Below are 24,071 nucleotides of genomic sequence, written 5' to 3' on the forward strand. Positions count from 1 at the left end.
CATCGGACGGGTTGGTCGCTAAACTTCTCCCGTTGGCTGGGGAACCAGCCCAGCCTCTATTTTTGTGTTTTGTTTTCTCTTGTTTGGTGTTTCTAGGATAATTTCTGCGGTATATCCGCTTGATTTTTTTATAGTGATGGATAATTAGAGTTGCTTGCCTATAAGCTATTAATCTCTGCACGAAATCTTTGGAGTAAAAAATGGGGTGACCAGCTATGATTTCGGGACACCCCTCTAAAGACAAAGAATGACTTCGCTATAGCTTAGACTTGGTCGTCTTTCTCTTGTGGTTTTTTTATAACCATTTATTCTTTCCACAATCTTATAAGAACAGCACCATCCGCTCCAGCACCGCTGTCATATTCATCCCTACTAGCACCGGCACCTCCGCCCCCAAAACCACGCCCTGCTTTTCCTGAAGGAAAGCCACCTTTTGCCGTTCCTCCACCACCTCCTCTTGATGTATCGCCTCCAGCATCACCTCCGTTACCACTTTTTTTTCTACAATTCCTTCAATTCCATTCGTTCCAGCATAACCATTTCCTCCTTTAGCAAGTCCTAGGAGATCATCTGTTGCCCAACCAAAATTTCCACCAATGCCCCCAGTTCCACCAGTGCCTGAATAGTAATAAGTATTTCCCCTTGACATACTATAATAAGCACCCCCACCACCATGTCCTCCTGTAGCGGTAATAAAATTCTTTCCAATGGTTGTTGTTCCTCCAGAGTTTCCTGTCGCACCGTGTGATGCAACAGAAGTTCCTCCTTTACCAATGATGATATCCTCATGCCCGTTTAAACTGGATTTATAGCCATACCACACGGAACAACCGCCGCCGCCGCCACCACCGCCACCGCCATAAGACCAAGAGGAACCACCACTACCTCCGCCGCCCCAGGCTGTAATCTCAACTTTGGTTTTATCCGTTACCCAATCTGGCCATTGAATTTTCCCATCCTGTGTATAAAGTAACTCAGCATCAACAAGCGCAGACCAATTAATGACTTTATTACTCAAAGCTTTTTTTAAGATCTTTTTTGTTTCTGCTAAGATAGCTGCATCCACTTGTGATTTGGTATAAATAAGGTCACCATCAACTTTAAGCGGTCCTTTCAACTTGCTTCCCGTTGCGCTTAAACTTGTAACCACTTCACCATTATGTCTGATACTCAATGACGAATTATCATTATCCATGATACTCAATGACACATAAGCATTACCCATGAAACCCAATACTGAATGATCATGGTGCGTGAAGTTTTCAGACGAATTGCTTATGAGTTCCAAGCCATCACTCATAGTGACTTTTTTTGTAAACTTGTTATAATCCTGCCATTCATTGGCTTGTTTCAAGCGTCCATAGGCTGTGAGGTCTTCATTAAGCTTGGCTCTAAATGTATCAAGACCTACAATATCTTCGGTTTTATGTTGGTGTGCGCCTAACAGAGAAACAGCACTGCCAAAAGTGAAGTTATTATTGCTTGATTTATAGAGAACATAATTGTTGGCTGCATCTTGTGCTCCCTCGATATCGCTTAAATCGGCAAAAGTGAAGGTTTTATCGGCTGCCATTTTGCCTTTGAGGGCTGCTTCAAGATCTGCAACATCACTTATTGTGTGCGTGTGTTTTAAAGGCGCTTTTTCGTCTATTTTTTCCTCAACATCTGCTATTGCCTGATCAATTTTGGTCAAGTTTTCCCGCAAGATTGGGAATTCAGAACTGATAAAACGTCCTTCTTTAGGCAATTCCATGTCGAGTTTTTTGGTTTTTGTCATCTCTGTTTTTCCCTCATAATATGCCAGCGCCAAAATCACTCACCATGGACCGCGCGGAAGGTCCACCGGTAAGCGTGAGTTTGAGGCGCGCTTGTTTGGCTGTTTTGTCGTGGCTTACAAATTTTCGCTCTGTCCAAAGCGGCTCGGATAACTGCTCTGTTTCCTCTAATGTGAGAGGAGTAAAAGCACCATCATCCAGCTGCATCTCGAGTGTAAAGGTTGCTCCACCAGGCAAAAAGGTTTTGATATAGCTGGTCAACCTTGCCTTTTCGCCAAAGGCAAAAGCACGGGTGACATAAGTGGCTGTTTTATGAATTTTTCCTGCAATCAATTGCACTGGAGCGAACAAAACCGGTGAGAGTTTTTCTGTGCCTTTGAGAATGGCGCGGAGCTTAACTTTTTCACTGATATATTCGGTAAGGCTTAGCAATTGAAAGGGAAGGAGTTGATAAATCGCGCCGTTGTTTCGTTCAATTTCAAAGATGACAGAACAATCGCTTGAAGGCAATTCAATGGCTGCACGCACTTGCAAATCAGAGCAGTCAACAAGATCAAAAGTGCCAAGATCAATGGTTTTTTCTGTTTGTGTATAGCGTGCCGCCAGCACTCGAAAGGCTAAGGCCTCATCTTGATGCGCGGTCCATGTCTGTGCATTGACAGAAGAAAAGCGTGGACCCGTCACATAAGGATGGCTTGAGACATATCTCTGATGTTCTGCATCAAAATCCCCAAGCTTTGCTAAGGAGACAGAATGATCACTATCATCTGTCTTGATGACAAAAGCCGTTAAGCGGTCATCCATCACAAGGAGTGGTACATCATAGCGTGCCTCTGCCCAACCTAGTTTTGCACCCTTCATGGAGTAAAAACTTTGTGCTTGAATATCGGCGGTCGGATAACCGTTTTCTGTGGTGACCAAATCAATCACCAGATCATGGTTTTGATTGCCAATTTTGCAAAGATGAAAGTCAACACCGGTGATTTGCCGTGTTTCATCGGGGGTAAAGACTTGTGCTTGCGGGTCCACTTGTGTCCAGATTTTCACCGTGGTGGTGCGCCGCATCACTTTCACATCAATCACACCTTGACCGGTAAAAAGCCCTGTTGCAATTGTTCCACCTTTTCCTTGTGCGATAACATTTTTGGTGCCAGCAGTAATATTTTTAGGAATGGTAAAAGCTCCTTCGAGCATACCTTTGGCGTCGGCAACAAGGCGGTTCTTTGGCAAGACATTTACACCATCAAAGGTAAGGATTTCTAAGATTTCTCCTTTGGCAAAACCTTCAATTTTAAAGTAAAGTTCAATTTGCCTTAAAAAGTCGATTTGCTCTCTGGTCGCACTCACCAAATCATCACTGATTTCTGTTTTACGGATGCTTCTCCCACGGTTCCATCCCATATTGAGTTGATTGGTCACGCTTGAGAGCCAATCGGTGCGCTGTTCGTGCCAAAAGTCTGTCGCGGGTGTGAGGGTTACTGTACCAGGTAAGGGGGCAAAATTTTGATAAGGGTTGATTTTTTCGCAAGCCGTTGTCAATTCTTGCGCAATGATCACTGCATTTGTCCAGTCAAGGGTGACAGGGGCTTTTAAAGGTGCCGTATAGAATGTTGGGTCAATGGCAAGCTGCAAAATGCCGTTGCCTACGGCACCTGTTTGTTGAAAGCCTTCATCTCTGTAAGAGTCATCAAGAAAAGGATCAGCAAACATGCCTTTTTTGGCAACAGGCTCTTTAGAGTCGACATTGCTTTTAATGCGCTCTAACTGCATTAACCGGTCAAGAGAAAGCACCCGTTGAAAATAACGCCACATCTCATCATAAGGCGCAACCCGTGTGCCATCATTGACCACAACCGGCGTTTCAAGCCAATTGTTGGTGATCGTTGCAAGGGACAACACATCATCAGGGACACTGGGTGCCATAGGTTGGTCTGCGGAAATCCCCTTGATGTAAACCACATTACCTTGTGTGTTCAGTCCTATACGGTCAATACGGGGCAATTTGTAAGTGTAACTGACGATAATATCACCACCTTGCGCCCCATCTGAGACGGTAATTTCCTGCGCTGTTACTTTATCAGCCGTGATTTTTGAACGGTAACGATAAGTCACCTTATAGCTGCTCCCCGGTAAAGGTTCATCCCCCACAGGCGCCCAATCAATGGTGTCTCCTGTCTTTTTAAAATCCGTCCCTTCTTTAAATTCCTTACTTCCTTGAACGACTTTGATAAAAGAAGTGATGCTTTTATCGGGAACACCATCACGCCCTGCAGCAACTGCACCACGGGTGACGTTAACGGTTTTTTCTTTTGTCAACAAAAGAGACTGAATATCGGCAATGGGGGCATAATAGCTTTTAAAGGTAAAGCTTGTTTTGCCTTTTTGGGGCGCAAAAATATGCGTTTCACTAGGAACAACGCTTGTCGAAAAGTCCTCGCGTTCTTCATGGCGCAAAGCAGCAAGGCGTTTGCGTTTAAAGCCGTTGATATTGGCTTCTCCTTCTTGAATACTAAAGACTTGGCAACCATTGTTTGCTCCTAATGCGCTCACACGGCAGCCACTCACGATATAATGTCCATGCGCACGGTCATAAGTAGCAATGGCTTGCATGGCCGGTTCAAGTAATGAGGGGGATTTTTGATCAATCAGAACACCATCTTGCAAAATATAAACCGGAAAGAAAGTACCTTGCTGTGCATCCTCTTTCAGTGCCCAAACAAGCTTAGCACTCTCGCGTGCAGCACCGGGCTCTCCTTCTGCCAAAGTGCCAGGGACTTGCCCCAATAGCTCTGGATCATCTTCGTGTGTTATCCATTTTTTTTGCAGCTTCACACCAATTTCCAAGCGCCCAATCATGGCAACATTGTTGAGTACAGCGGATGCTACGGGGAAAATATCGCCTGCGATATAAATCTTGCCCTCTGTTAAAGTGACGGTCTTTGTCTCTTTGTTGACAAAAGCATCAGCTCGTTCAACGCGGTCTCCTTCTTGTGCCACAAGGCGCCCCAAACGGTCATGCCTTCCCCTTATAATGGTTTGAACTTCATTCAGTTCACCACTTTGAATAAAGGGACGCGTGCCATAAAAGACAACGCTTTGTTGTTCCTCTTTGCCACGAGATCTGTCAATTGCAAAGGGTAAACCACTTTCATGCTTCATATTAAAACCTCAATAAAATCTTGAATTGTTCGCGAACATCGGCACGCAAAGGAATATTGACAGGCGTTTTGAGTATCTCGACACCGCCATTGAGTTCATCAGGCTCCAACCAAAGCTTGCCAAGGGCTATGTTTTCTGCGGGGGTAGCATGAACGAGAACAGAAACAAATGCGGCTTGCTTGCCATCAACATCCTGAAAATCTGTTCTTGCTGCTAGAAAAAGCGCTGTGCCCCTCGGGGAGGGCTGATAGTGATTGCCTGCATGGCTGTACACACCCTCCAAAGCCTGTTCGACAGGTGCTACAGCATAGCATCTGCGATACCCAATCACGCCATCTTGGCTGTCTCGTAACACGAGATAAAGCGTGCGGTTGCAAAACCACTCTGCCATGAGTATATCGCGTTCATGTTTTTTGACCGAACACCACGGAAAATTTGCCATGTCCCATGGGTAATCAATCTGGTCGAAGCTTAATTCTTCATCCCCATCATCGATCCAATTGCCAATAAGCCTGCCTTCTTCTTTACTAAGAAGATGGGTGCTCTCTGTGGTGCGCCCGAAGGAAAACAAAGTGCCCCCAGCTGTTATGCACACACCGCTTTCATACTCCAACATGCTGTCATCAAGCTGTGACATATTGCATTCAACAGCTTGCACATCATAGCCATTGACACCACGGCGAAAATCAGAGCGCAAACTCTTGGAAAGATCTGTGATGGCTTCAATGGCTTCGAGCTGTGTTCGTTCAGGCAATTGATCAAAGTAAAGTTGAAAGGAATTCCACCACGCACGTCCCGTCCAGGCTCCTTGAAAGCGTGCTGTAATTTGAAGCCATTCAAGCCCTCTATCAATGGCGGCAAGAGAACCACGCAAACGCTGCCATTCAAGCCCTTGATCAATCAAATCATAAAGGTTTGGGACATAAGGTGTAAGTTCTCCAAGCCCGTATTCTTCAATCAGCCACGGCAAGAAGCGGGGAGGGCGGGTGATAAGTTTAGAGCGTGCAATCCCCAAAACAGAACCATCAATATCTTGATGAAAGTCGCAAGCATCGGCAAGGCGTTTTTCAAATTCTGTTGCATTGCTTGGGAGTAGGGAGCCAACCATTAGCGGGCGCGCCCTTTGAAGTTTAAGGTGATTTTTCCAATCGATAAAACTTCTTCATCACAAACCGCACTGTCTTGTGTTGGTGTAATGGCGATAACTTTCTGGACACCAGCAATCATTAATTTTGAAATCCACCACGAGAGGCTTAATTCACGACCAATGGCTTGTTCTTGTTGCCATGCGGCTCTTAAATTTGCTTCCATTGTCGTGAGAATTTTCAAAGATGTTTCCGGTAACAGCCAAACATCTGCCTCTAAATCCAGCACTTTTTTGACAGCAGCGTGAACAATGATTGTATCATTGGTCATGATGATATTTTTTCTGTGAAGGGCTTGTGAGACTGTTTGTATGAGATCTTCAGAGGCTGTTCCTTCTTCATTGTTGCCAAAAAGAGCAACATAGATAGTTGGATCTTTGCCTTTACGGTAAACAATCGCATCCTTAACACGATTATCTGCTGTTAAGGCTATAAGCTTGTAATAGGGCTCTGTCCCGCTACCGTTGCCACCACGCGCATGAAGTTGAATACGTTCCCGATATCTCTCATCACTTTCACCCTCCATGCGGGCAAGACCATGCCAGTTTCCCAAAGCATCAAGAGATTCACCGGTTGCAAAATCAAGAATGTTGTTGCGTGCCGCTTCGTTAATACGCTGTCTTAAAAGCAACTCTCGATAGCTAAAAGCCTCAATGACTTTGACTGCCGGATCACTTTCAAGAATGGTATATTCAGGCAAAAGCTCTTTTAAATGGGCAAGAGCAGCAGCCCGTATTTCCTCAAAAGAAATTTCTGTGATGATTTCTGGTTTTGCAAGCGCCCCATTCATTGTATCAATAGTCCTTCCATGGTAATGGGCTTGCCTGAAGGCAAATAAATGCCTTCAAAGGACAATAAAACTTGTCCAGCCTCATTCCATTTAAAATCAATTGTTTTCAGTTTAAAACGCGGTTCCCATTTGTCTAAAGCCTCAGCAATAGCGGCATAAAGGGTAACAGCAAAAGCCTCATTCACCGGTGCATCAATGAGCTCAGCAATGCGTGAACCATAGTCACGCCGCATCACCCGTGTACCAATCCGCGTTGACAAAATATCAAGGATTGATTGGCGCAAATGCGCAATGCCGGTCAATGGCTTTCCTGTTGTGCGGTCCATTCCACTGTTCAATTGGGGCCTCCTGTCATAGAACCACCAGGGGAAACACCACCATGAACATGGCTGTTTCCAATATTGGTGCCGTTATGCTTTAGTCCACTTGAATGAATGGAAACATTATTCCCAGAATGAAGAGAGAGACTATCATTCGAATTCAGTGAAACGCCACCATCCGCTTTCAAAGAAATGCTGCCCTTTGCATTCAAACTTAAGTCACGTTCTGAAGAAATTTTTATACCTTCTGGTGCGTTAAGCTCTAGCTTGCCACCATCACCTTTAAGAGACACGCCATCCGCAATGGTGAGGATAAATTTTCCACCTGATTTGATGTGAATGCTATAGCGGTTTTGTTCATCATCATATTCAAGGCTGGTTCCATCAGGGTATATAGTTCGGTGAATGTTGCCTTTATCGGCCGCTTGATGAGCATCTGTATGAATGGAGCCAACAATCACCCCTTGTGATAAATCCCCCGATGATGAAACAACCACCACTTGCTCTCCAACATCGCGCCCTTCATAAGAGCGTGTTTTACCGGCGCGGGCTTGGGTGTCTGGAATCCAGTCACTGAGAAGATTGCCACTTTTTATCCGATAGCGTGCGTTTTTATGGTCGACATGGCTAATCTTACCCACCACAACCATATTTGCCACACGTCTCTTTAGATCGGTGATTTCTTTATCGCGCCGCTCTAACATGTCCACCTTCAATTTTATGGTATTTATCTTTATTTCTCGCGCCTGTTTCTGGTTCAAAGCTTAAGAAAGGTTCAACGATTCTTGCTATTACACTGCCTTCTTCTTCATCCATGTTGGGGATATTTGTCACATAAGTGACCTCAAAGGTTAAAATTGCACCATGGAGTGCTAGAGCACCATTATCCCCAAAGGCAAAAGCAATATTTTGCAGGCGGCATGTTTCAACTGTATTGTTAAGATTGGGATTAGCATAGAAAATTTCCTCAACCTCCCATGCTAATTGGTCAACAAAACGTGCTCCATCTTCACATGTCGCATAACATTCAACATCCACCGTTAAGACACGCCGTCTTACTCCATAATCATAGCCATCTTCAATTGTTTCGCTTTGTGTTGAGATATTAATGGCTGACATTTTCTCAACGGAAAAGTTGAAATCACGCATATTGAAAACATTGTCATCAGCTGCTGTTTTTGCGGCTTTAATCAACGCAACAAAACTTTCCCTGATCGTCTCTCTGGGATGCATGGGGGCTCCTGTCCAATTAAGTGTATAAAATGATTGACTAGGATTAATAATGATACTATTATTGGTTATGAGCAATAAAGTTGAAAAAATAATCAGCTTGATGAAAGCATCACCAAAGAACATCAAGTTTTCAGATTTGTTGGCTGTATGTGTACATTTTTTTGGAGAACCGCGGAACAATGGTACAAGCCACTTTGTTTTTAAAACCCCGTGGCTTGGTGATCCCCGTGTGAATATTCAAAAAGATTCTGGTAACAAAGCAAAAGCTTATCAGGTCAAACAAGTCTTACAAGCGATAGAAAGGATGAAACATGAACAATAATCATTATACATATCGTGTTTTGTGGTCGCAAGAAGATGAGGAATATGTCGGATTGTGTGCAGAATTCCCATCCCTTTCATGGTTAGATGCTCAAGCAGAGAAAGCTTTAAAAGGCATTATGGACCTTGTTTCAGAAGTTGTTGAGGACATGCAACACAACGGAGAAGAAGTTCCTGTGCCTTTGTCACATGGTAAATACAGTGGTAAGTTTCAATTAAGAATACCACCAGAACTCCATAGAAAACTTGCAATACAAGCTGCTGAAAATGGTGTGAGTTTAAACAGATACATTTCTTCTAAACTATAATTTCCCTTTTGATAAATATTCGTTTTTAACCACCTCCCCACGTTTGAAGGTAGGGAGGGAAGGCATGTTTTTAAGTTAAGCAACCTTTTTAATGGGAGGCTCCAAATTTGGTTCATAAGTTTTCAAGAAAGGGTCCATAGCCATGGGAAATTCTGAAGCTCCGAAATCTGTAAGAACTGCCAGAATCTTTGTAATATTCGGCACTTCATCTTGAAGTTCTAAAATCAAAGCTTTTTCTACCATGCGCATGACCTGCACTAGCGTGTTACAATCCTCATCTCCAACGCTTTGATGATTGGAAAATTGAGACAACTCTATCCATAAATCACATAAGAAATCGACACTGCACTTCATTGTACACCCCCAAAGATTTGTTCTCTCAAACATGCCAATCCTCTAGATGTGATTTTCGTTGAAGGCAGGACCTTTTCTGTACCATCCGGTCTTTGAATGGTAATAGCAGGACAATCCATAAATCCTTTCTTGATCTTGTCCTGATAAGGTAACAGAGGCGCCCCTGGAGCCCGTCGATACACCCAATCATGTTTACGCAAGTAATCCGTTAAATCCTTTGGTCGCACCTCTAACATCTTTGCTGCTTCTATCAAACCGAACAGCCCATCAGAACGTTTTAAACCATCAAGTGCTTTTGCTTTGGGTGTTAACTCAGCAATCACATGATCTTTCTGCTCGATTTGATTTTGTAAGTGATTCAAAACGCCAAGTAATGCTTCGGGTTTGGAGTAGTCAATTTGCGGTGTCACTACTTGTTTCAAAAGCCGTTCACATTTGATAAAGTATAAACGCGCTTCTCTACCTTTCTTATTATTCTCAAGCATCGAAAGCTCTTTAGCTACATTTAGTGTAAGGTAATATTCCTTTAACACTACATTTTGACGTTCGCCAGTTTTGGCGAGCGTTAAAATATAATCTATTCCCTCTTCTAAATTGTATTTGATAATACGGTCTTTAATCCAATTGGAAAAGTCTCGTTTTGCCTCTAAGAATGCGTGCAAATCACGTGCATTAACAGTTTGAACAGTATCGCCATCAATAACCTGTTCTCTAATTTCTATAAGAGTATTCATAATGAATTCCTTATGGTTAGACGTTTGTTAATGACACTCAAAAAGAGTGCCGGGCGCTAACAAACACGGCCATAAGTCCGTCGTTATGCTTTTCCCCAAAGGGTATTTTATGGCATAACCACACCCGACAAGATTATTATATGCGTGTAACATATAATGAGTCAAAGTCTTTAATGTATAGAAGACTGATTATTTCGGTAACCAATCCGCTTATGGTTCTAAGGTGTTTGTTAGGCACCTGATTCGATTATTCATATTGTTGCTACAATGTCAAGTGGTAATATCATTATTTTAAAAATAACTAGAAGGTATGTAACAACACACCAAATAAAGATGTCTCATTGTTTTACTTCTCGCAAGATAAGTTTATACATACCGGATTCAGAGGCTTGGACATCTGTAACAATGAAGTGTTCCTGAGTGGTATCTTCAGTGTTTTCAGGAGCCATCACAACAACACTATCTTCAGGCTTTGGAGGTAAGCCTCCAATGTCTTTAATACAAAGATCAAGTTCCTTTCTTGCAATTGTCGTGGGGATTCTACCACCGGCGTCCGATTCCGAATGCTTGATGCCGTAAATCGCTGTAATCCGAAAAGATTGCTGGTTGTCCTTTCGCCTGTAGATGATGGGCTGCCCAAAAGTGTTGCGCACATCTTTGACCATTTTGTTGAGCAGCCCGTGCCATCGCATGTTATTTCGCTCCAATGACTGCTTTAAACAGCATTTCAGGGCGTGTGCAAATGTAAAGCGGATAGCTGTACACTTCAGGTTTCACCCATGCATTACGGTCGTGGTCGACGATTAGCATCGTGTAGAGAGGTTTTCCAACCGTGTTGGCAAAATCCAAGCTTTCGCCAGGGGCAAAGGTTTTCTGAAATACACCAGGCGCATCAACAGGAAAGAATTGACATTCATCAGGCTTAATTCCTATAGCGCGCTTTGTCCCAGCTTTTGCACTCACATTATAGTTGTGAATGCTTCGATAATTGATAAAAGTCACACCCGCAAAATCAAAACTGCCAAAGCTCCCCGAGCCAAGAGCACTTGGTGTTGCAACACCTCCTGCGCTATTGAGGGTCTGTGCTAAGGCTGTGTTTAAATAGGTCTCACGAATTGTTTTATGGTTTTTCAACTTGGAAAAGAATTCATTTCCACAAAGCCCAATAATCCGTGAACGATCAGAAAATGCTCCTTTTGAAGCTTCAATCATTCGCATAATGACTTGGTCAACATGGTCAGCAACATTGGTTGTTTCTGTATTCAGTTTAAAGTCAATGGGCTTTGGTGGTGTGATTTCCCATTCTTTGTACCAATCGACAATCACCGAACCATCAGCATCAAGGACAACACCTTGAACAGCGCCAAGCTGCATGTTTTCCCATGTCAATTCGATTTCAGAAATCAGTTTCTTTTGTTTTCTGGCAATATATTTCATTGCCGTCTCTAACTGATCTTCTGTGCCAAATTCACGCCGATTTTGGATTTCTTCTGATTTCACGGTATCACTTTTGGCAATACGTGTTGTTTTGAAAAACCGAAGGTTTCTGCCATCTCTATCGCCTTCTGCTAAAGGTACCCCGCGTTCACTGGTTTGAATAAGCGAAAATGTATTGTCACGTCGTTCAATCCCCACCACTGTGGTGCTGGTTTCAACTTCTTCAAAGAGATTGAGAGAACTCACAAGACCAGGTTGAAACTCATAGTTTTCAATGGCTTTCATCATTGTAATGCTTGAGAAAGCATCATGTTTAAAAAAATTCATATCCATGTGCGCATTCTCCTATCGCAATAGAATGTTGTTGTGGTCTTCTAAAGACTGAATGGCTGCTTTCTTCTGCTTGTCTGTGATGGCATCTGGCCATAGCAGTTCAGAAGCTTTTACAGTGCATAAGCGTGCTGTAATGACGGCACGTTGATCTGCTTCAGATGCATCAACAGTGGCAAAAGAAATCCCTGCCGGTGTTTGACTGCCATCTGATGCTGCTGGATTAAGGGGGACATAGTATTCTGTTGCGGTTATCTTCCCCATGACAGTTCCCGCTTCAATGAATGCTCCTGATGCAAACACCACTTCTTCGTTTGACATATCAGGGTCGTAGGGTCCAAGATAAGCGCCATTGCGTACGTCTTCATAAACAATATTATTCATTTCACTGCCCTCCAAGCTGCTTCCCATTTTGCATGAATCTTTGCCTTGTTTGTCCCATCACTATGAGGAGCATAAGGCGATACTTTTAAAGAGGCGCTTTGAGAGCTAGCAGCCGTCAACACACATTGGCGTGCTTTCTCGAGACTCATACCATTTTGAATAGCTTTTGCTGCATCAAAAGAAACGCCTAGGCGCTTTGCTTGCCTTTCAAGGGTTGTTAGAGCTTTTGCGCGCTTTCTTTCTTTTTCAAGCACGGCTTTCATGCCTTCGCGCTTGTCGTCATGGTCCTCATTGTCTTCATCCTCATTTTCGTTTTCTTCGTCGTCAAAGATTTTGGCATTTTTGTCGATGTCACTATCGTCTTCATCCTCTTCGTCTTCGTTGATGATGTCGACGATCTTTTCATCTTCCTCTTCTGCCGCGCGGTATTTTGTGCGTGCCATGTGTTTTGTCCTTCTTTTGTTGTTGATGTTGGGTTTTGTGATATGGAATCCGTTAAGGCTTCCAAAGCTTGCGCAAGTGTGCCTTGCGCATCTGCTAATCCAAGCGTAAGAGCTTGGGTGCCTATAAAAGTTTCTGCTTTTGTGTCACGAATTGCATCAGCATTTAAGCGTCTGTTTTGCGCCACCAAATCGACAAACATCTCGTAGAGCAGGGCGCAATCGGCTTGCATTTTTATCTGTGCTGTCTCGTTCAAGGGTTCATGAGGATTGCCATGAACTTTGTGATCACCTTCAAAGACAAAGGTCCATTTATGCCCATGTTTCTCATCTGCACGGGATTGGTCAAGATGGGCGCAAACGACACCAATCGAGCCCACAACCCCTGTGCGAGCAACCCATATTTGCGAAGCCGCACAGGCAATGGCATAAGCTGCTGAACATGCAAACTCATTGGCATGAGCCCAAATGGGCTTGTTGTATTGTTTTGAGAGTGTTTGAAACTCTTCAACTAAATCAAACACACCGCCGGCTTCTCCACCGCCGCTGTCAATATCAAGTAAGACAGCACGAACATCAGGTTGTGCAATGGCTTCACGAAAAGAAGCACTTAAGCCTTCATAAGAGGTTAACCCTGAAAGGGCACCAAGCCATGCACCGCGGCGCACAAGCGTGCCATGAACTGGTAGGATAGCAACATTGTTTTGCACCACATAAGTTTCAGGGGGTCTTAAAGCTTCCATATCCCTTTGTGCAAAAGCCTTAGGGGCAAACTTTTCTCCGGCAAAAAGACGCGGAGCAAGAGCATTAAGGATAACATCAAGCTTTGTCGATGCAAGCATATGAGGAACACCAAAAAGCCGTGATACTAAGAACGGCATATCGAGATTATTCGCCATTTTTGTGTGCCTCACTGCCTTGGTTACTTTCATAAGTGTCAGAAGGTTCTGAATCTGCGGAATCAATTACTTGATTGCTACTAGAGGGCGCTGCCATATCGGTATCAAAAGATAAACCACGTGCACGAGCGTCTGTGTGTTCTTCCTCAAGTTCGGCATGAATGCTATCGATATCAAAGCCGCGCTCGGCAAGTGCCATGCGTCGTGTTTTCAAGCCTGCACGAATTTCTTCTTTTTCCGCTGAGATATCCTTGTTTGGATCAATCATTTCAAGCGGGGGCGCAAAGCTTTCACATTGAAGCCATGGCAAGGGATTTTCCTCCCATCTCGGTAATTTTACGCATTTGCCAAGCACTGCCATTTCAACAAAACGCTCCCAAATAATGCGGTTAAACTGAAAAGCAATGATATGTTCACGCCATTGTTTGACGTGCCGTCTAAACTGAATGATAGAGGTACGCACATTGGAAAAATTACCCCGCGTAACATCCCCTGTCACAACGGCATAAGGCATATTAAGTGCTGCACAAATTCTCAAAATATTGCGAAATTGAAAAGCCTCATAAGAGCCACCAACCTCAACAGGATTTGAGAATGTAACCTCTTTATTCTCTCCTAAATAAAGAGATGCACCGGGCGCAATGACAGGTGCTTTGTATTCTTCTTCAACGTTGTTTTTATCACGATTATCGGATAATTTTTCGACGTTTGGTGAATTGTCCTTGACAAACGCCGCGAAAAGAGCCGCCGTCCTTTTTCTATCGAGTTCTGCGTCGTCATAGGATTCCAGTTGAAAGATTTTTGTCATACAGCGCGTTATTTTGGGAGAACCGCGCAATTGTCCGGCAATACGGCGCTCTTTGATATGAATGACCATTTTTGCGGGCACGCGCACGCGCTCTTGGCTCTTAAATGCACTGTTTACAGGGCAATCATCATAGGGGTGATGTTCCCAGAAGTGATAAGCAACGCGCTTACCACTGGCATCGAATTCAATTCCCATACGAATGTAATTGCCTTCAATCTCAGCAGGTCCATTATAAGTGAGATCCAGCATTTCAGTGGGATAAACTTGCAACTGAAGAGGCACACCAGAGCGCCCGTAGAGGTCAACATAATGTAATCTTACAAAGCATTCTCCGGTTAAAAAGACCTCTCGTGCAATGGTTGCTTGAAGTCCATAAAAATTGGCATCTTCATCATAGTCCGCCTCATCAACCCATTGCCACCATAAGTCTAAAAGCTTTTTCTTTTCTTCTTGAAATCCTTCAATACGAGGATAAGGTTTAATACCGTCACTAACAGCAGCCGAGACCCATTCTTCTGTTGCAGAGCCATAAAGAGATTCATTGTCATAAAGCCATCTTGAACGGGCAACAATGGTCTCTCCGCATTCTTCAATCGCTTTATTGATATGTTTTTTTGCGGGGTCAAAACCACCCATGCGACGGCTTTTACTTGCAGCCTCAAAAGGCGGATTGTGTTGACGAGAAATTTTAAAAAAGTCTGTGAGTTTATTGAACAAGCCAGCCATTAATAGCCTCGTGATATATTAAAATAGAAAACACGTGAACGCTTGCGTCCTTCAAGGTTGGCTATTTGTGTGTTCAGCATTTCAAGCGCTCTACGCAGTTCCTCAACAGAACGATTGCTTACTTGCTTATCGCCATGGCGCACCGATTGTGCCCCTGAATAAAGAGCCTCTTCAATTTGTTCACGCCGCTTTTTTAAACTTTCAAGTCTCTCAATGGTGCTGTTAATTGGTTCTAAAGTTTTATCCACAAATTACCTCCAATCCCCTTGCATATAAGGATTCATTACCGTTCTGGATTGTTTCCTTTGAGGTTGTGCTATCTGAGATCTTCTTGGAGCAGGAGAGGGGGCATGTCTTGGTGTTGGCTGCTCTAAAGAGCCTTCAACTTTAAGTTTTTCCAAACGCTCTTCTAAGATATCGACTTCTCGATTAAGGTTTATTCCTGCCGAAATCAGACCTTGTAAAGCGGCATAAGCATAGACCCTACAATCCAAAGCCTCGTTTCTTGCCTTCTCATTTTTCTGCCATTCAATGCGCTTAAAGCCTTTAAAATATTTGATGACTTTTCTTTCAGCGGTTAGCTGGTCAAAATATTCCCGATCAAGGTTTTTGTGAAAGTGTGTTGCACCAGCACCCGATGCTTCAGGACCGGATTTTTTAAACCGTGCCGTGATAATGTCTTTTGCTGCATCAACACCAACAATATAGAGATTAATCTGTCCTTTGTTGTTTCTACTTGGACGGCGTGGCCATACTGCTCGCCATCCCGCTTGCCCCTTAATTCCCCAGATGCGCCGTCCTTCACGCGGGCGCACATAATTATAAACCGCTTGTGTGTGTCCACCACCGGTATCAATACAAGCAGCTGTTATCCTGATGCCATCTTTGTAACCAGGGTGCGGCCAGCGTCTTGTAAGATATTCATCCAGCTGGTCCCATACTTCAAAAGAAGAGGGATCACCAGGGATGACCTGATAATCAATATGCCAGCTTTCTTCACCACGCCCCCATCCTACAACTTCAAGCTCTAATCGGTCATTTTGCACATCAATACCTGCTGTCAACAACACGGCTTGTTCTGGTGCAATGGGATAATCTTCGCGTTTTGCATAAAGACTATCGGTATCGATGACTTCGCCTGTTCTGTCTTCCCATGGCTCTCCAAGAACTGTATTAATAAAAACTTGCAAAAGAGCAGGGTCTTCTTTGGCTCTTAAAAATTCGCGCGCACAATCGCCCCAAGTCAGCCATGGCGAATAAAGCGCTGAAATATGGTAAGAACGCAAACGAGGCTTACTTGGCTCCTGTGTTGCGATCCAGCAAGCACCGTTTTCTTCCGCCATTAAGGTCGCTTTGCGATGCTCGGCATGTTCATGACCACAATGCGCACAAACAAAAACAGCTTTTTCGGGGGCGCCTTTTGGCCACTTGATTTGTGACCAAACAATCGGTTGTAGCGTACCACACGCATCGCAAGGAACATTGTAATATCTCTGATCACCAAGCATAAAATCCTTGGCTATACGGCTTGTGTCACGGTGTGTTGGCGTGGACAATTTAAAAATTTTACGTTGAATAAAAGCAGAGGTTCGTTTTTCAGCAATTGTTACAGGATCGCCTTCATTATCCACATTCAATGGGTAAGCATCGACTTCATCCAAAACCAAATAGCGAATAGGAGAAGAACGCAAACCAGCAGCACTATTTGCTCCTGTAATCATCAATGTTCCCCCATAAAATTCCTTTGAAAACATTGTATTTCCACTGTCCCGTGCACGAGCAGGGGCAATGCGTTCACTTAAAGCAGGGCTCGCTGAAATCATCGGATCAAGACGAGACTTTGACAGTTTCTTAGCGGTCTCAACTGTCGGCATCACATACAGTGCCGGTCCTGGACTATGTTGAATGGCATAACCACAAAAGTTCAACGCTGCTTCCGACATTCCAACCTGAGCTCCCTTCATCACAACGGTTGTTTCAGTCGGATCATAAACAGAAAGATTATCCATGATTTCACGCAAATAGGGGGTACGCATCGTCCTCCACAGACCAGGCTCTGCACTTGTGACTGTGCTCAAATAACGATTTTTATCAGCCCACTGAGAAACAGTATAAGGCGGGTCAGGACGGCGTCCTTCATTCGCATAGGAAAAAAAGAGCCCAGCACCAGATGATGGGGGAGAAGCATCATTTGTCATGTTCTGTTTTCTCTTCTAAAATATCAGGATCGTGAAAAGAAACAGGGACAACATTTTCCATTAAAGCTTTGCGTATATGATGATCGATAGCTCCAATAAGGCTAGCAGCATCACATCCCACTTGTGCGGCAATTTCAGCACCAAAGCGATAGGCAAAATTGAGCATTGTATCTCGATGCGCTCTTCCAAAGTTCCATGCTTCTTTTCTCACTTCTTCACGATCAACAGTTGTTTCTCGTAACTTTTCCAGAGCAATCTTTTCTTTTGCTAGCGCAACCTGCATTCGCTCCAATTTGATCTCAAATTCATTGGCTGCTTTCACGGAATCCTGTTTAATTCGTGTAGATTTCTGATGAGCTTTCTTGGTAGGATTTTGGTTCCATATCGCTGTTGCAAGAGCTTCATCAATTGAACCATCTGGAAAAACAGCTTCATTAAATTTGCCTGTTTTTATTCGAGAAACAACCGCATTATGCGACACACGCATCTTCTTCGCAAAGGCTCGAACCGAGAGACCATCACGATGCTTCTTATTCATTTCCATCTCTTTTGCTAAATATTTTTCAACATCCATCCTTTTCTTTAGGTTAGTATCGTGATATGATACATAAAAGAACGAATGAAGGTGATTTGGTGATTGAATCTTTTGCGGATAAGCGATGTAAAGATCTTTTAGAAGGCAATCCGCCCAGAGGCTTTCCTTCAACTCTAGTCCGTATAGCCCAAAGAAAATTGTTTATGCTTGATAAAGCAGTTGATCTTAAAGATTTGCGCAGTCCCCCAGGAAATCGTTTAGAAGCATTGAAAGGAGAGCGTAAAGGTCAATATTCTATTCGTATTAATGACCAGTTTCGTATTTGTTTTGAGTGGCGTTCTAATGGCGCCTATGAAGTTGAAATCGTAGATTATCATTGATCTGTAGGAGGTCGAGATGAAAAATTATATTGCTATTCATCCCGGAGAAATTTTACGGGAGGAATATTTAAAAGAATACGCTCTCTCCGCTTATGCTCTTGCAAAAGCATTGAATGTTCCACGCACGAGGATAGAACGGATTGTTGCTGAAAACAGTCCAATAACTCCCGATACAGCACTAAGATTAGCCTATTTTTTTGATACCACTGCTGAATTTTGGCTTAACATGCAAGCTGCTTACGACGTTAGTATATTACAAACTGAAAAAGCAGACGAATTTGCCAAAATCAATAAATTTGAATGTAGGGTTTAACCACTCCCCATTTTAAGAACGGGGAGGGGAGTTTTGTTTTTTAACTTAAGCAACCTTTTTAATGGGGTTCTCCAAAGTAGGAGCATAAGCCTGCAATAACGGATTCATGCTATGTGGTAGTTCTGAAGTTCCAAAACCTGTAAGAACTGCAAGAATCTTTGTAATATTTGGCACCTCATCTTGAAGTTTTAAAATCAAAGCTCTTTCCACCACACCCATGATGTCAACCAGAGCACTACAATTTTTGTCATCTACATATTCACAATTTACAAACTGAAACAACGTTATCCACAAATCACATAAGAAGTTGGTATCTACCTTCATTGCACACCCCCATGGATTTCTTCTCTCAAACATGCCAATCCTTTTGGTGTAATTTTAGTTGAGGGTAGCACCTTTTCTGTACCATCCGGTCTTTGGATGGTGATAGCAGGACAATCCATGAATCCTTTTTTGATCTTATCTTGATAAGGTAACAGAGGCGCCCCTGGAGCACGCCGATACACCCAATCATGTTTTCGCAAATAATCCGTTAAATCCTTAGGTCGCACTTCAAGCATCTTTGCTGCTTCAATAAGACCAAACAGCCCATCTGATCGTTTTAAGCCTTCCAAAGCCTTTGCTTTTGGTGCTAACTCAGAAATAACATGATCCTTTTGCTCGATTTGATTTTGTAGATGATTTAAAAAGCCTATCATTGCTTGAGGACTTGAATAGTCAATTTGCGGTATTGCTACTTGTTTTTCCAATTCTTGCCAACGGTCAATGATTTTAGCTCGTAAAGCAGTGCTGTAACCTGAAACAAGAATTAAACATTCGCGCTTGGGGAGATTATAACAAGGGAGAGTCCGACCTGTTGAATCTTTGTATAACCCAGTAAATTTACTCAGTCCAAATTTGGATTCAGTATTTTCAGAATATAATTCTCCTAACATTTTTCGAATATCACGCATAATATGCGTGTGTTGTTTTTTACACAAATCAGCAATCTCACGACTAGACATAGTCTGAGTGGTAGCACTATTAGCAGTGCTTTCTTTAATTTCTATAAGTGTGTTCATAATGAATTCCTTATGGTTAGACGTTTCTTAATGACACTCTAGAAAAGTGCCGGGCGCTAAGAAACACGGCCATAAGTCCGTCGTTACACTTTCCCCGCAAGGGTATTGTATAGCGTAACCACACCCGACAGATATTATTATACGCATGTAGCATATAATGAGTCAAAGTCTTTAATGTATAGAAGACTGATTATTTCGGTAACCAATCCGCTTATGGTTCTAAGGTGTTTGTTAGGCACCTGATTCAACAGTAGACACATTGTTGCCATATTGTCAAGCAGTAAAAACTATGTTTGTGAAAAAATAGTTTCCACCTGTAAACTCATTTTTTTTACTATAGCGTAGAGGAAAATAATATCTAAAGTATTTGCAGGGGTAGCAGCACACGTAAATTTATATTGACGTTATTCTAGAGTAATGCCTAACACAGCTTTCGATTCAACGTAACCGCTCATAAATGTTACTTTTGCTGGCTTATTCAGAATGTGAGCTATTTTAGCCAAATCAAACATGGCTTTTCCAGCAATGTTATTACAGTACCAATTCCCTAACTGTTCATTAATTCGTAAAGTACAGTAATATGTATTCATATCCATTTTAACCAAATCTATATGACCCTCTTCTACATAAGGTCCAGCGATGGAGGGTTTTATCATTAATATTATCATTATCAAGGGTAGAAATATTTTTTCTTTAATTTTCATAATTGTTTTCTCCTTTAAAATTTAAATTAGTAGAATTTAATATTATCCTTACCCTAAAGGATAAAGATTTCTGGGATTTTTAATATATAAGTAGATTGGCTTTTTTCGGTGAGTTCCTACTGCTGATTGCTTATGTAATCCACTTTATAGGCGGTTCTATAGGCAGCAAGTCCTACATCCAATGGTTTATAGTATTTGTTTTTATATTTACGCTCTAAAGAACGAGGCTTTACAATATGAATAATAAGATTATTCTTTTTATTTATGTGTTATTATAAAATAAAATATATAATTTACGGTATAAGTAGATATGTTTGTAATCTTATTTTAATCAAGATAAATAAATGGTGTTGCAAGTATAGCGTAATAAGATTTCCAAAACCACTCCGTTCCAAAAATCTGTGCTGATTTTATGGGGGAACAGAATGATCTTAATTGGCAGTGAGCATATGTAACCCATGGCGCTAGATTCCAAGCTTGATGTTCAACAGGGAAAGCGGCTAGCTGCGGTTGAGCTCCTCCTGATGTAAGGCCCGCATATAATTGCTCTCTGTAATCCGGATTCCGAACAAATGGACCAATAACTCCCCCGCTCGATCTTTGCCACCCAATAATTTGTTCCCAGTGAATTATACCCAATGCAGCGACTTCTCGCTCATGTTCATATGGAGAAAATCTCCCTAACGATGCATTAACATCAATGAAATTAGGGGTAACTCTGATATGATAAATATAACCATCATGATTAAGGTAATCATATATCCAATTAGCTGCAATAGAGTAGTATCTTGTTGTAGATACATAGCCAGAATTATAGCGTGACATTCCTGTTGCAGTTCCATGTACATGATTCCATAAACTTATATCTGGTGGAGGTTGATTAGGCCGTGTTCCATCCATCCCTCGTGGTAGGAAACCGCCATCACGTTTTACTTCTTCAGGAGACTGCATAGCCGCTCGATAAACTTTATTATTATCATTGTCATCGGCAAAGACATGCTGTGAAAACACAACAATTATTATAGTAATAAATAATTTAAACATTTTTTTCTAATCTCATTACTTAAATTAACATCTTTTCTGTGCTGAAAATGGAGAAGATAAGATCATGTTTTAAACTAAGCAGCTTTTACTATAGATCTTGTTAAAAACTGCTTTGCTTCTTCAATTAAGGCTTTATATTTCCTGTTTTCTTCGTTTACTCTGGAAGGATAGATTAAGACGAACATGGATAGGACCTAAAAGATATAAAGCTTTTTCAGTAGGATTCATGCCATTTCCAATGGCTTGGTAAATCAAAGCGTATGTCATTATCATAATCAACAAATTGGCTTCTTAATTTTTTTTCACACTCAATGAAATAATGACGATCTTGGGTCTTTATTTCACTGCGTTCAATCAGGGAAGGCTGTCTAGAGTGAGACTTGATGATTAATTGCTGTAACAGCTCTAGATTTTGCGCTCCCCAATTTTGAGGACCGCAAATCTTGTGTTTTTATAAAATCATTTATCTCTTCAAATTCATATTGCCGCCATATTGTCAAACGGCAATGTAATCTTTTTCTAAAAAATAATCCTATATTGAACAGTGTGTATATGAGTACATATTAATTTTGTTATTTATCAATAAGTTAAATGTACAATGTACAGTCAATTTGAAAAGTTCTAACGCTAGCGATAGTTCGCGCTGTCCTGCCCCGCAACAGACCAAACCCGCTTGGAAGTACCTTTTGCATTGATTTTATTGAATTTTTTCTGGAAAAAGCGAAGTATAAGCGATAATTTGCTTTCAAAATTAACATCGTAGTATGTAATACATAGGCATAGCATAAGAACATTATTTAGCTTTCTTATTGGCGGCATATTCTTGACGAGCAAGTTGGTACTGTATATTTTTGATTAATCTTTCATTGGCATATTCTGCGATATCATTTGCAATGTCTGGTTTGGACATCACCCCAGCAATTGAGGGGCCCTCTTGTTTTGCAATGGGGAATTGATCTCCATCCACTCTTTGAAAGACATTACCATTCAGCTTTTTTAATTCAACACGCTTTGGAAAACTCCCACCTTTGATAAAAGCATGAGGTAAGATTTCTTTCTTTCCAAACATTTTGTAAGTTACACCGCGTTTTGTTTCTCTTGCTTGAAAAAATTTAAGAGGTATCGGTGTTCCAGAACCAATGATATTTGTCTCGAGAAGTTTTGCTGTAGCCTTTTCTTTAATATAAACGCCTCGCTTGATACGCTTTGATTTGGCTGATGTAACATCGGCAATTTGTTTTTCTGCAAAGCGTTCGACTTGCTTTGCTGCTGTGTTTAGAGCATTCCGCAAAGCCCAATTAAGGCGTGGTGCTTGAAGACTTGTAAAGGTATCCTTCAGTTGTTGAAGATACCATTTTTGGCGGATGATTAATTTCAACTTCTAAGCTTTTTTGGGAGTAGGTGTTGATGGCTTGGAAGCTTTAGATGCTTTTGGCTGTTCTGGTGCGATTTCCTCTACCACTGGTTCAGTTGATGTTTGTACAATTTCTTTTTCTACTTTCTCAACTTGTTTAACTGGTTTTTCAAGCTTTGCTGTTGTCTTAACCTCAACAAAAGGTTTTACAGCATTGGCACGTTTGAGACGTGCATAGACCTGATTGGAAATTTCAACAAATGGATTATTGGGTGTTGATGGTTCAAAGCGAACAGTGCTTTTATTGTCTCCAACAACACACATTGGCTTAGTGATGACAGCTTTCATCATTGCTCCTTTTGAGTCATAATTAATGACATCATTAGTCAAATATTGATTTTTATTCTGTGAAAAATTGATTAGCCAGAATTAGCAAGAAAACAGGGCTTTCTAGGCACGTTTCAAGTTCACATTTTACTGAATTTTTAGGGAATATTTTGAATTTTAGACACAATACAACTAGTGCAGTGACGTCATTAAATATGATTTTTCACATCATGTCAACAAAAAAACATGATCTTGTATTTTTTTTATTTTTTTACCTAAATATGGTGTTTTAAAAGATGTTCTTTATTTTTCTTCAACACAACGTTTATGTTGTGTTGAAACATTTTAGATGTTATATTATTATAATGAACAGTCAAGAATTGAAAAGATATCTTATAAAGCATGGTTGCAGTTTTACTTCAGGGAAGGGAGGGCATTTGCTTGTAAAGCGTGGTTCTAAAAAGTCCGTTTTACCTATGCATGGTACGCGAAAAGAATTAGGAACAGGATTAGTCCAGAAAATTCTTAAAGATCTTGACCTAAAATAAGCCTGAATATGGAGGTGTAAATGAAATATGCAATCAAATTTATCAAAGATGACAATGATACTCTTCTGGTCGTCTCTAAAGACTTTCAGGAATTTATTACCTATGGTAACGATGAAAAAGAGGCTTTGGAACAGGCTAAAAATGCACTTTTAACAGTCATTATGGGGCGTTTTCAAGATCGTGAACCTATTCCCTTTGGACATCGTGATATTGCCTATCCTTTTGTTGAAGTATCTTCATTGGTGACTTTAAAAATTGCAATACATAACGCTATGATTGAAAAAAACTTACGCAAAGCTGATCTGGTACGTCTTTTAAAACTTCATCCAATACAAATTGACCGATTGTTGGATTTAAACCACGCAACCAAATTAGATGCCTTAGAATCCACACTCATTGCTCTTGGAAAAGAGATTGCCATTAATATCCAAGACGCTGCTTGAA

29 protein-coding genes and 2 pseudogenes are annotated in these 24,071 nt (G+C 41.7%); 6 read left to right on the forward strand and 25 right to left on the reverse strand.

The genetic code is table 11. The features are described 5' to 3' along the window. Nucleotides 1-305 precede the first annotated feature (305 nt). The 7 genes and pseudogenes from J7R12_RS02500 to J7R12_RS02530 form a co-directional block, all read right to left on the reverse strand. Nucleotides 306-1,777 (reverse strand): annotated as a pseudogene (locus tag J7R12_RS02500) (Bgr_08870 family protein). A 13-nt stretch (nucleotides 1,778-1,790) separates the two neighbouring features. Continuing rightward, nucleotides 1,791-4,934: a DUF4815 domain-containing protein gene (locus J7R12_RS02505; protein WP_126603717.1), complete on the reverse strand. Its 3,144-nt coding sequence runs from the start codon at nucleotides 4,932-4,934 to the stop codon at nucleotides 1,791-1,793. Nucleotide 4,935: 1 nt separating this feature from the next. Continuing rightward, on the reverse strand, nucleotides 4,936-6,042 hold the full coding sequence (locus J7R12_RS02510; RefSeq protein WP_126603716.1) for a phage tail protein: 1,107 nt from the start codon (nucleotides 6,040-6,042) through the stop codon (nucleotides 4,936-4,938). Further along, on the reverse strand, nucleotides 6,042-6,869 hold the full coding sequence (locus J7R12_RS02515; protein WP_126603715.1) for a baseplate J/gp47 family protein: 828 nt from the start codon (nucleotides 6,867-6,869) through the stop codon (nucleotides 6,042-6,044). The genes J7R12_RS02510 and J7R12_RS02515 overlap by 1 nt, the downstream gene beginning before the upstream one ends. Then, on the reverse strand, nucleotides 6,866-7,207 hold the full coding sequence (locus J7R12_RS02520) for a GPW/gp25 family protein (protein ID WP_126603714.1): 342 nt from the start codon (nucleotides 7,205-7,207) through the stop codon (nucleotides 6,866-6,868). The genes J7R12_RS02515 and J7R12_RS02520 overlap by 4 nt, the downstream gene beginning before the upstream one ends. Next, nucleotides 7,204-7,893, reverse strand: coding sequence for a phage baseplate assembly protein V (locus tag J7R12_RS02525; RefSeq protein ID WP_126603713.1), 690 nt, complete (start codon nucleotides 7,891-7,893; stop codon nucleotides 7,204-7,206). Before J7R12_RS02525 ends, J7R12_RS02520 begins: the two co-directional genes overlap by 4 nt. Beyond that, on the reverse strand, nucleotides 7,874-8,422 hold the full coding sequence (locus tag J7R12_RS02530) for a hypothetical protein (protein ID WP_126603712.1): 549 nt from the start codon (nucleotides 8,420-8,422) through the stop codon (nucleotides 7,874-7,876). The genes J7R12_RS02525 and J7R12_RS02530 overlap by 20 nt, the downstream gene beginning before the upstream one ends. A 49-nt stretch (nucleotides 8,423-8,471) precedes the next feature. Here J7R12_RS02530 and J7R12_RS02535 point away from each other — a divergent pair, with 49 nt between their 5' ends. Both J7R12_RS02535 and J7R12_RS02540 read left to right on the forward strand, forming a co-directional pair. After that, a complete protein-coding gene (locus tag J7R12_RS02535; RefSeq protein WP_126603711.1) occupies nucleotides 8,472-8,744 on the forward strand; it encodes a toxin HicA in 273 nt (90 codons plus the stop codon). Then, nucleotides 8,734-9,051, forward strand: a complete 318-nt coding sequence (locus J7R12_RS02540) for a type II toxin-antitoxin system HicB family antitoxin (protein WP_004856761.1) — start codon at nucleotides 8,734-8,736, stop codon at nucleotides 9,049-9,051. The genes J7R12_RS02535 and J7R12_RS02540 overlap by 11 nt, the downstream gene beginning before the upstream one ends. Nucleotides 9,052-9,126: 75 nt before the next feature. On the opposite strand, the gene J7R12_RS02545 is transcribed toward J7R12_RS02540, so the two are convergent. The 11 genes from J7R12_RS02545 to J7R12_RS02595 all read right to left on the reverse strand — a co-directional run bounded on the left by J7R12_RS02545 (nucleotide 9,127) and on the right by J7R12_RS02595 (nucleotide 17,899). After that, nucleotides 9,127-9,405: a hypothetical protein gene (locus tag J7R12_RS02545; RefSeq protein WP_126603710.1), complete on the reverse strand. Its 279-nt coding sequence runs from the start codon at nucleotides 9,403-9,405 to the stop codon at nucleotides 9,127-9,129. Beyond that, a complete protein-coding gene (locus J7R12_RS02550; RefSeq protein WP_126603709.1) occupies nucleotides 9,402-10,139 on the reverse strand; it encodes an antA/AntB antirepressor family protein in 738 nt (245 codons plus the stop codon). Before J7R12_RS02550 ends, J7R12_RS02545 begins: the two co-directional genes overlap by 4 nt. A gap of 338 nt (nucleotides 10,140-10,477) precedes the next feature. After that, nucleotides 10,478-10,831 carry a head-tail joining protein gene (locus J7R12_RS02555; RefSeq protein WP_126603708.1) on the reverse strand — a complete coding sequence of 118 codons (354 nt, stop codon included), beginning with the start codon at nucleotides 10,829-10,831 and terminating at the stop codon, nucleotides 10,478-10,480. Between the two features lies 1 nt (nucleotide 10,832). Continuing rightward, nucleotides 10,833-11,909 (reverse strand): major capsid protein, encoded by a 1,077-nt coding sequence (locus tag J7R12_RS02560; RefSeq protein WP_126603707.1) that lies wholly within the window; start codon nucleotides 11,907-11,909, stop codon nucleotides 10,833-10,835. Nucleotides 11,910-11,921: 12 nt separating this feature from the next. Further along, entirely contained in the window at nucleotides 11,922-12,290 is a 369-nt protein-coding gene (locus J7R12_RS02565; RefSeq protein ID WP_126603706.1) for a head decoration protein, read from the reverse strand. After that, nucleotides 12,287-12,553, reverse strand: coding sequence for a hypothetical protein (locus J7R12_RS02570; RefSeq protein ID WP_126603705.1), 267 nt, complete (start codon nucleotides 12,551-12,553; stop codon nucleotides 12,287-12,289). The genes J7R12_RS02565 and J7R12_RS02570 overlap by 4 nt, the downstream gene beginning before the upstream one ends. Next, on the reverse strand, nucleotides 12,550-13,629 hold the full coding sequence (locus J7R12_RS02575) for a S49 family peptidase (protein ID WP_126603704.1): 1,080 nt from the start codon (nucleotides 13,627-13,629) through the stop codon (nucleotides 12,550-12,552). The genes J7R12_RS02570 and J7R12_RS02575 overlap by 4 nt, the downstream gene beginning before the upstream one ends. Beyond that, the gene (locus J7R12_RS02580; protein ID WP_126603703.1) at nucleotides 13,619-15,163 is read right to left on the reverse strand and encodes a phage portal protein; all 1,545 of its coding nucleotides are present in this window, start codon (nucleotides 15,161-15,163) and stop codon (nucleotides 13,619-13,621) included. The genes J7R12_RS02575 and J7R12_RS02580 overlap by 11 nt, the downstream gene beginning before the upstream one ends. Continuing rightward, nucleotides 15,163-15,411: a phage head-tail joining protein gene (locus tag J7R12_RS02585; protein WP_126603702.1), complete on the reverse strand. Its 249-nt coding sequence runs from the start codon at nucleotides 15,409-15,411 to the stop codon at nucleotides 15,163-15,165. The genes J7R12_RS02580 and J7R12_RS02585 overlap by 1 nt, the downstream gene beginning before the upstream one ends. Nucleotides 15,412-15,414: 3 nt before the next feature. After that, nucleotides 15,415-17,361: a phage terminase large subunit family protein gene (locus J7R12_RS02590; protein WP_126603701.1), complete on the reverse strand. Its 1,947-nt coding sequence runs from the start codon at nucleotides 17,359-17,361 to the stop codon at nucleotides 15,415-15,417. Beyond that, nucleotides 17,351-17,899 carry a hypothetical protein gene (locus J7R12_RS02595; protein ID WP_126603700.1) on the reverse strand — a complete coding sequence of 183 codons (549 nt, stop codon included), beginning with the start codon at nucleotides 17,897-17,899 and terminating at the stop codon, nucleotides 17,351-17,353. Before J7R12_RS02595 ends, J7R12_RS02590 begins: the two co-directional genes overlap by 11 nt. A gap of 62 nt (nucleotides 17,900-17,961) precedes the next feature. Here J7R12_RS02595 and J7R12_RS02600 point away from each other — a divergent pair, with 62 nt between their 5' ends. Beyond that, on the forward strand, nucleotides 17,962-18,276 hold the full coding sequence (locus tag J7R12_RS02600) for a type II toxin-antitoxin system RelE/ParE family toxin (RefSeq protein ID WP_126603699.1): 315 nt from the start codon (nucleotides 17,962-17,964) through the stop codon (nucleotides 18,274-18,276). A 16-nt stretch (nucleotides 18,277-18,292) separates the two neighbouring features. Further along, entirely contained in the window at nucleotides 18,293-18,589 is a 297-nt protein-coding gene (locus J7R12_RS02605; protein ID WP_019220222.1) for a HigA family addiction module antitoxin, read from the forward strand. A 45-nt stretch (nucleotides 18,590-18,634) separates the two neighbouring features. Here the strand turns inward: J7R12_RS02605 and J7R12_RS02610 are convergent, their stop codons facing one another. The 7 genes and pseudogenes from J7R12_RS02610 to J7R12_RS02635 form a co-directional block, all read right to left on the reverse strand. After that, nucleotides 18,635-18,913 (reverse strand): hypothetical protein, encoded by a 279-nt coding sequence (locus tag J7R12_RS02610; RefSeq protein WP_126603698.1) that lies wholly within the window; start codon nucleotides 18,911-18,913, stop codon nucleotides 18,635-18,637. Continuing rightward, complete coding sequence (locus J7R12_RS02615; RefSeq protein ID WP_126603697.1) at nucleotides 18,910-19,650, reverse strand: phage regulatory protein/antirepressor Ant; 741 nt, start codon at nucleotides 19,648-19,650, stop codon at nucleotides 18,910-18,912. Before J7R12_RS02615 ends, J7R12_RS02610 begins: the two co-directional genes overlap by 4 nt. Before the next feature lie 404 nt (nucleotides 19,651-20,054). Next, complete coding sequence (locus J7R12_RS02620; protein ID WP_126603696.1) at nucleotides 20,055-20,354, reverse strand: hypothetical protein; 300 nt, start codon at nucleotides 20,352-20,354, stop codon at nucleotides 20,055-20,057. A 327-nt stretch (nucleotides 20,355-20,681) separates the two neighbouring features. After that, complete coding sequence (locus J7R12_RS02625; protein WP_126603695.1) at nucleotides 20,682-21,398, reverse strand: enterotoxin A family protein; 717 nt, start codon at nucleotides 21,396-21,398, stop codon at nucleotides 20,682-20,684. Nucleotides 21,399-21,472: 74 nt separating this feature from the next. Continuing rightward, nucleotides 21,473-21,759, reverse strand: a pseudogene (locus J7R12_RS08915) (phage antirepressor Ant); the annotation flags it as partial. 432 nt (nucleotides 21,760-22,191) lie between these two features. After that, the gene (locus tag J7R12_RS02630; protein ID WP_197721505.1) at nucleotides 22,192-22,776 is read right to left on the reverse strand and encodes a hypothetical protein; all 585 of its coding nucleotides are present in this window, start codon (nucleotides 22,774-22,776) and stop codon (nucleotides 22,192-22,194) included. A gap of 3 nt (nucleotides 22,777-22,779) precedes the next feature. Next, the gene (locus tag J7R12_RS02635; protein ID WP_126604052.1) at nucleotides 22,780-23,100 is read right to left on the reverse strand and encodes a hypothetical protein; all 321 of its coding nucleotides are present in this window, start codon (nucleotides 23,098-23,100) and stop codon (nucleotides 22,780-22,782) included. A 344-nt stretch (nucleotides 23,101-23,444) separates the two neighbouring features. On the opposite strand from J7R12_RS02635, the gene J7R12_RS02640 reads away from it, so the two are divergent. Both J7R12_RS02640 and J7R12_RS02645 read left to right on the forward strand, forming a co-directional pair. Continuing rightward, entirely contained in the window at nucleotides 23,445-23,627 is a 183-nt protein-coding gene (locus tag J7R12_RS02640) for a type II toxin-antitoxin system HicA family toxin (protein WP_006589116.1), read from the forward strand. A gap of 20 nt (nucleotides 23,628-23,647) precedes the next feature. Then, complete coding sequence (locus tag J7R12_RS02645) at nucleotides 23,648-24,070, forward strand: type II toxin-antitoxin system HicB family antitoxin (RefSeq protein WP_126603693.1); 423 nt, start codon at nucleotides 23,648-23,650, stop codon at nucleotides 24,068-24,070. The last annotated feature ends 1 nt before the right edge of the window (nucleotide 24,071 follow it).

The organism is Bartonella vinsonii subsp. vinsonii, from assembly GCF_902825235.1.
In the GTDB taxonomy this organism is placed as follows: Bacteria; Pseudomonadota; Alphaproteobacteria; order Rhizobiales; family Rhizobiaceae; genus Bartonella; species Bartonella vinsonii.

Coding starts and splice junctions, on each gene's coding strand:
- J7R12_RS02505 (WP_126603717.1), bottom strand. CDS start 4,934: ATGAAGCATGAAAGTGGTTTACCCTTTGCAATTGACAGATCTCGTGGC.
- J7R12_RS02510 (WP_126603716.1), bottom strand. CDS start 6,042: ATGGTTGGCTCCCTACTCCCAAGCAATGCAACAGAATTTGAAAAACGC.
- J7R12_RS02515 (WP_126603715.1), bottom strand. CDS start 6,869: ATGAATGGGGCGCTTGCAAAACCAGAAATCATCACAGAAATTTCTTTT.
- J7R12_RS02525 (WP_126603713.1), bottom strand. CDS start 7,893: ATGTTAGAGCGGCGCGATAAAGAAATCACCGATCTAAAGAGACGTGTG.
- J7R12_RS02530 (WP_126603712.1), bottom strand. CDS start 8,422: ATGCATCCCAGAGAGACGATCAGGGAAAGTTTTGTTGCGTTGATTAAA.
- J7R12_RS02535 (WP_126603711.1), top strand. CDS start 8,472: ATGATACTATTATTGGTTATGAGCAATAAAGTTGAAAAAATAATCAGC.
- J7R12_RS02540 (WP_004856761.1), top strand. CDS start 8,734: ATGAACAATAATCATTATACATATCGTGTTTTGTGGTCGCAAGAAGAT.
- J7R12_RS02545 (WP_126603710.1), bottom strand. CDS start 9,405: ATGAAGTGCAGTGTCGATTTCTTATGTGATTTATGGATAGAGTTGTCT.
- J7R12_RS02550 (WP_126603709.1), bottom strand. CDS start 10,139: ATGAATACTCTTATAGAAATTAGAGAACAGGTTATTGATGGCGATACT.
- J7R12_RS02555 (WP_126603708.1), bottom strand. CDS start 10,831: ATGCGATGGCACGGGCTGCTCAACAAAATGGTCAAAGATGTGCGCAAC.
- J7R12_RS02560 (WP_126603707.1), bottom strand. CDS start 11,909: ATGGATATGAATTTTTTTAAACATGATGCTTTCTCAAGCATTACAATG.
- J7R12_RS02565 (WP_126603706.1), bottom strand. CDS start 12,290: ATGAATAATATTGTTTATGAAGACGTACGCAATGGCGCTTATCTTGGA.
- J7R12_RS02570 (WP_126603705.1), bottom strand. CDS start 12,553: ATGAAAGCCGTGCTTGAAAAAGAAAGAAAGCGCGCAAAAGCTCTAACA.
- J7R12_RS02575 (WP_126603704.1), bottom strand. CDS start 13,629: ATGGCGAATAATCTCGATATGCCGTTCTTAGTATCACGGCTTTTTGGT.
- J7R12_RS02580 (WP_126603703.1), bottom strand. CDS start 15,163: ATGGCTGGCTTGTTCAATAAACTCACAGACTTTTTTAAAATTTCTCGT.
- J7R12_RS02590 (WP_126603701.1), bottom strand. CDS start 17,361: ATGACAAATGATGCTTCTCCCCCATCATCTGGTGCTGGGCTCTTTTTT.
- J7R12_RS02595 (WP_126603700.1), bottom strand. CDS start 17,899: ATGAATAAGAAGCATCGTGATGGTCTCTCGGTTCGAGCCTTTGCGAAG.
- J7R12_RS02600 (WP_126603699.1), top strand. CDS start 17,962: ATGATACATAAAAGAACGAATGAAGGTGATTTGGTGATTGAATCTTTT.
- J7R12_RS02605 (WP_019220222.1), top strand. CDS start 18,293: ATGAAAAATTATATTGCTATTCATCCCGGAGAAATTTTACGGGAGGAA.
- J7R12_RS02610 (WP_126603698.1), bottom strand. CDS start 18,913: ATGAAGGTAGATACCAACTTCTTATGTGATTTGTGGATAACGTTGTTT.
- J7R12_RS02615 (WP_126603697.1), bottom strand. CDS start 19,650: ATGAACACACTTATAGAAATTAAAGAAAGCACTGCTAATAGTGCTACC.
- J7R12_RS02620 (WP_126603696.1), bottom strand. CDS start 20,354: ATGAAAATTAAAGAAAAAATATTTCTACCCTTGATAATGATAATATTA.
- J7R12_RS02625 (WP_126603695.1), bottom strand. CDS start 21,398: ATGTTTAAATTATTTATTACTATAATAATTGTTGTGTTTTCACAGCAT.
- J7R12_RS02635 (WP_126604052.1), bottom strand. CDS start 23,100: ATGAAAGCTGTCATCACTAAGCCAATGTGTGTTGTTGGAGACAATAAA.
- J7R12_RS02640 (WP_006589116.1), top strand. CDS start 23,445: ATGAACAGTCAAGAATTGAAAAGATATCTTATAAAGCATGGTTGCAGT.
- J7R12_RS02645 (WP_126603693.1), top strand. CDS start 23,648: ATGAAATATGCAATCAAATTTATCAAAGATGACAATGATACTCTTCTG.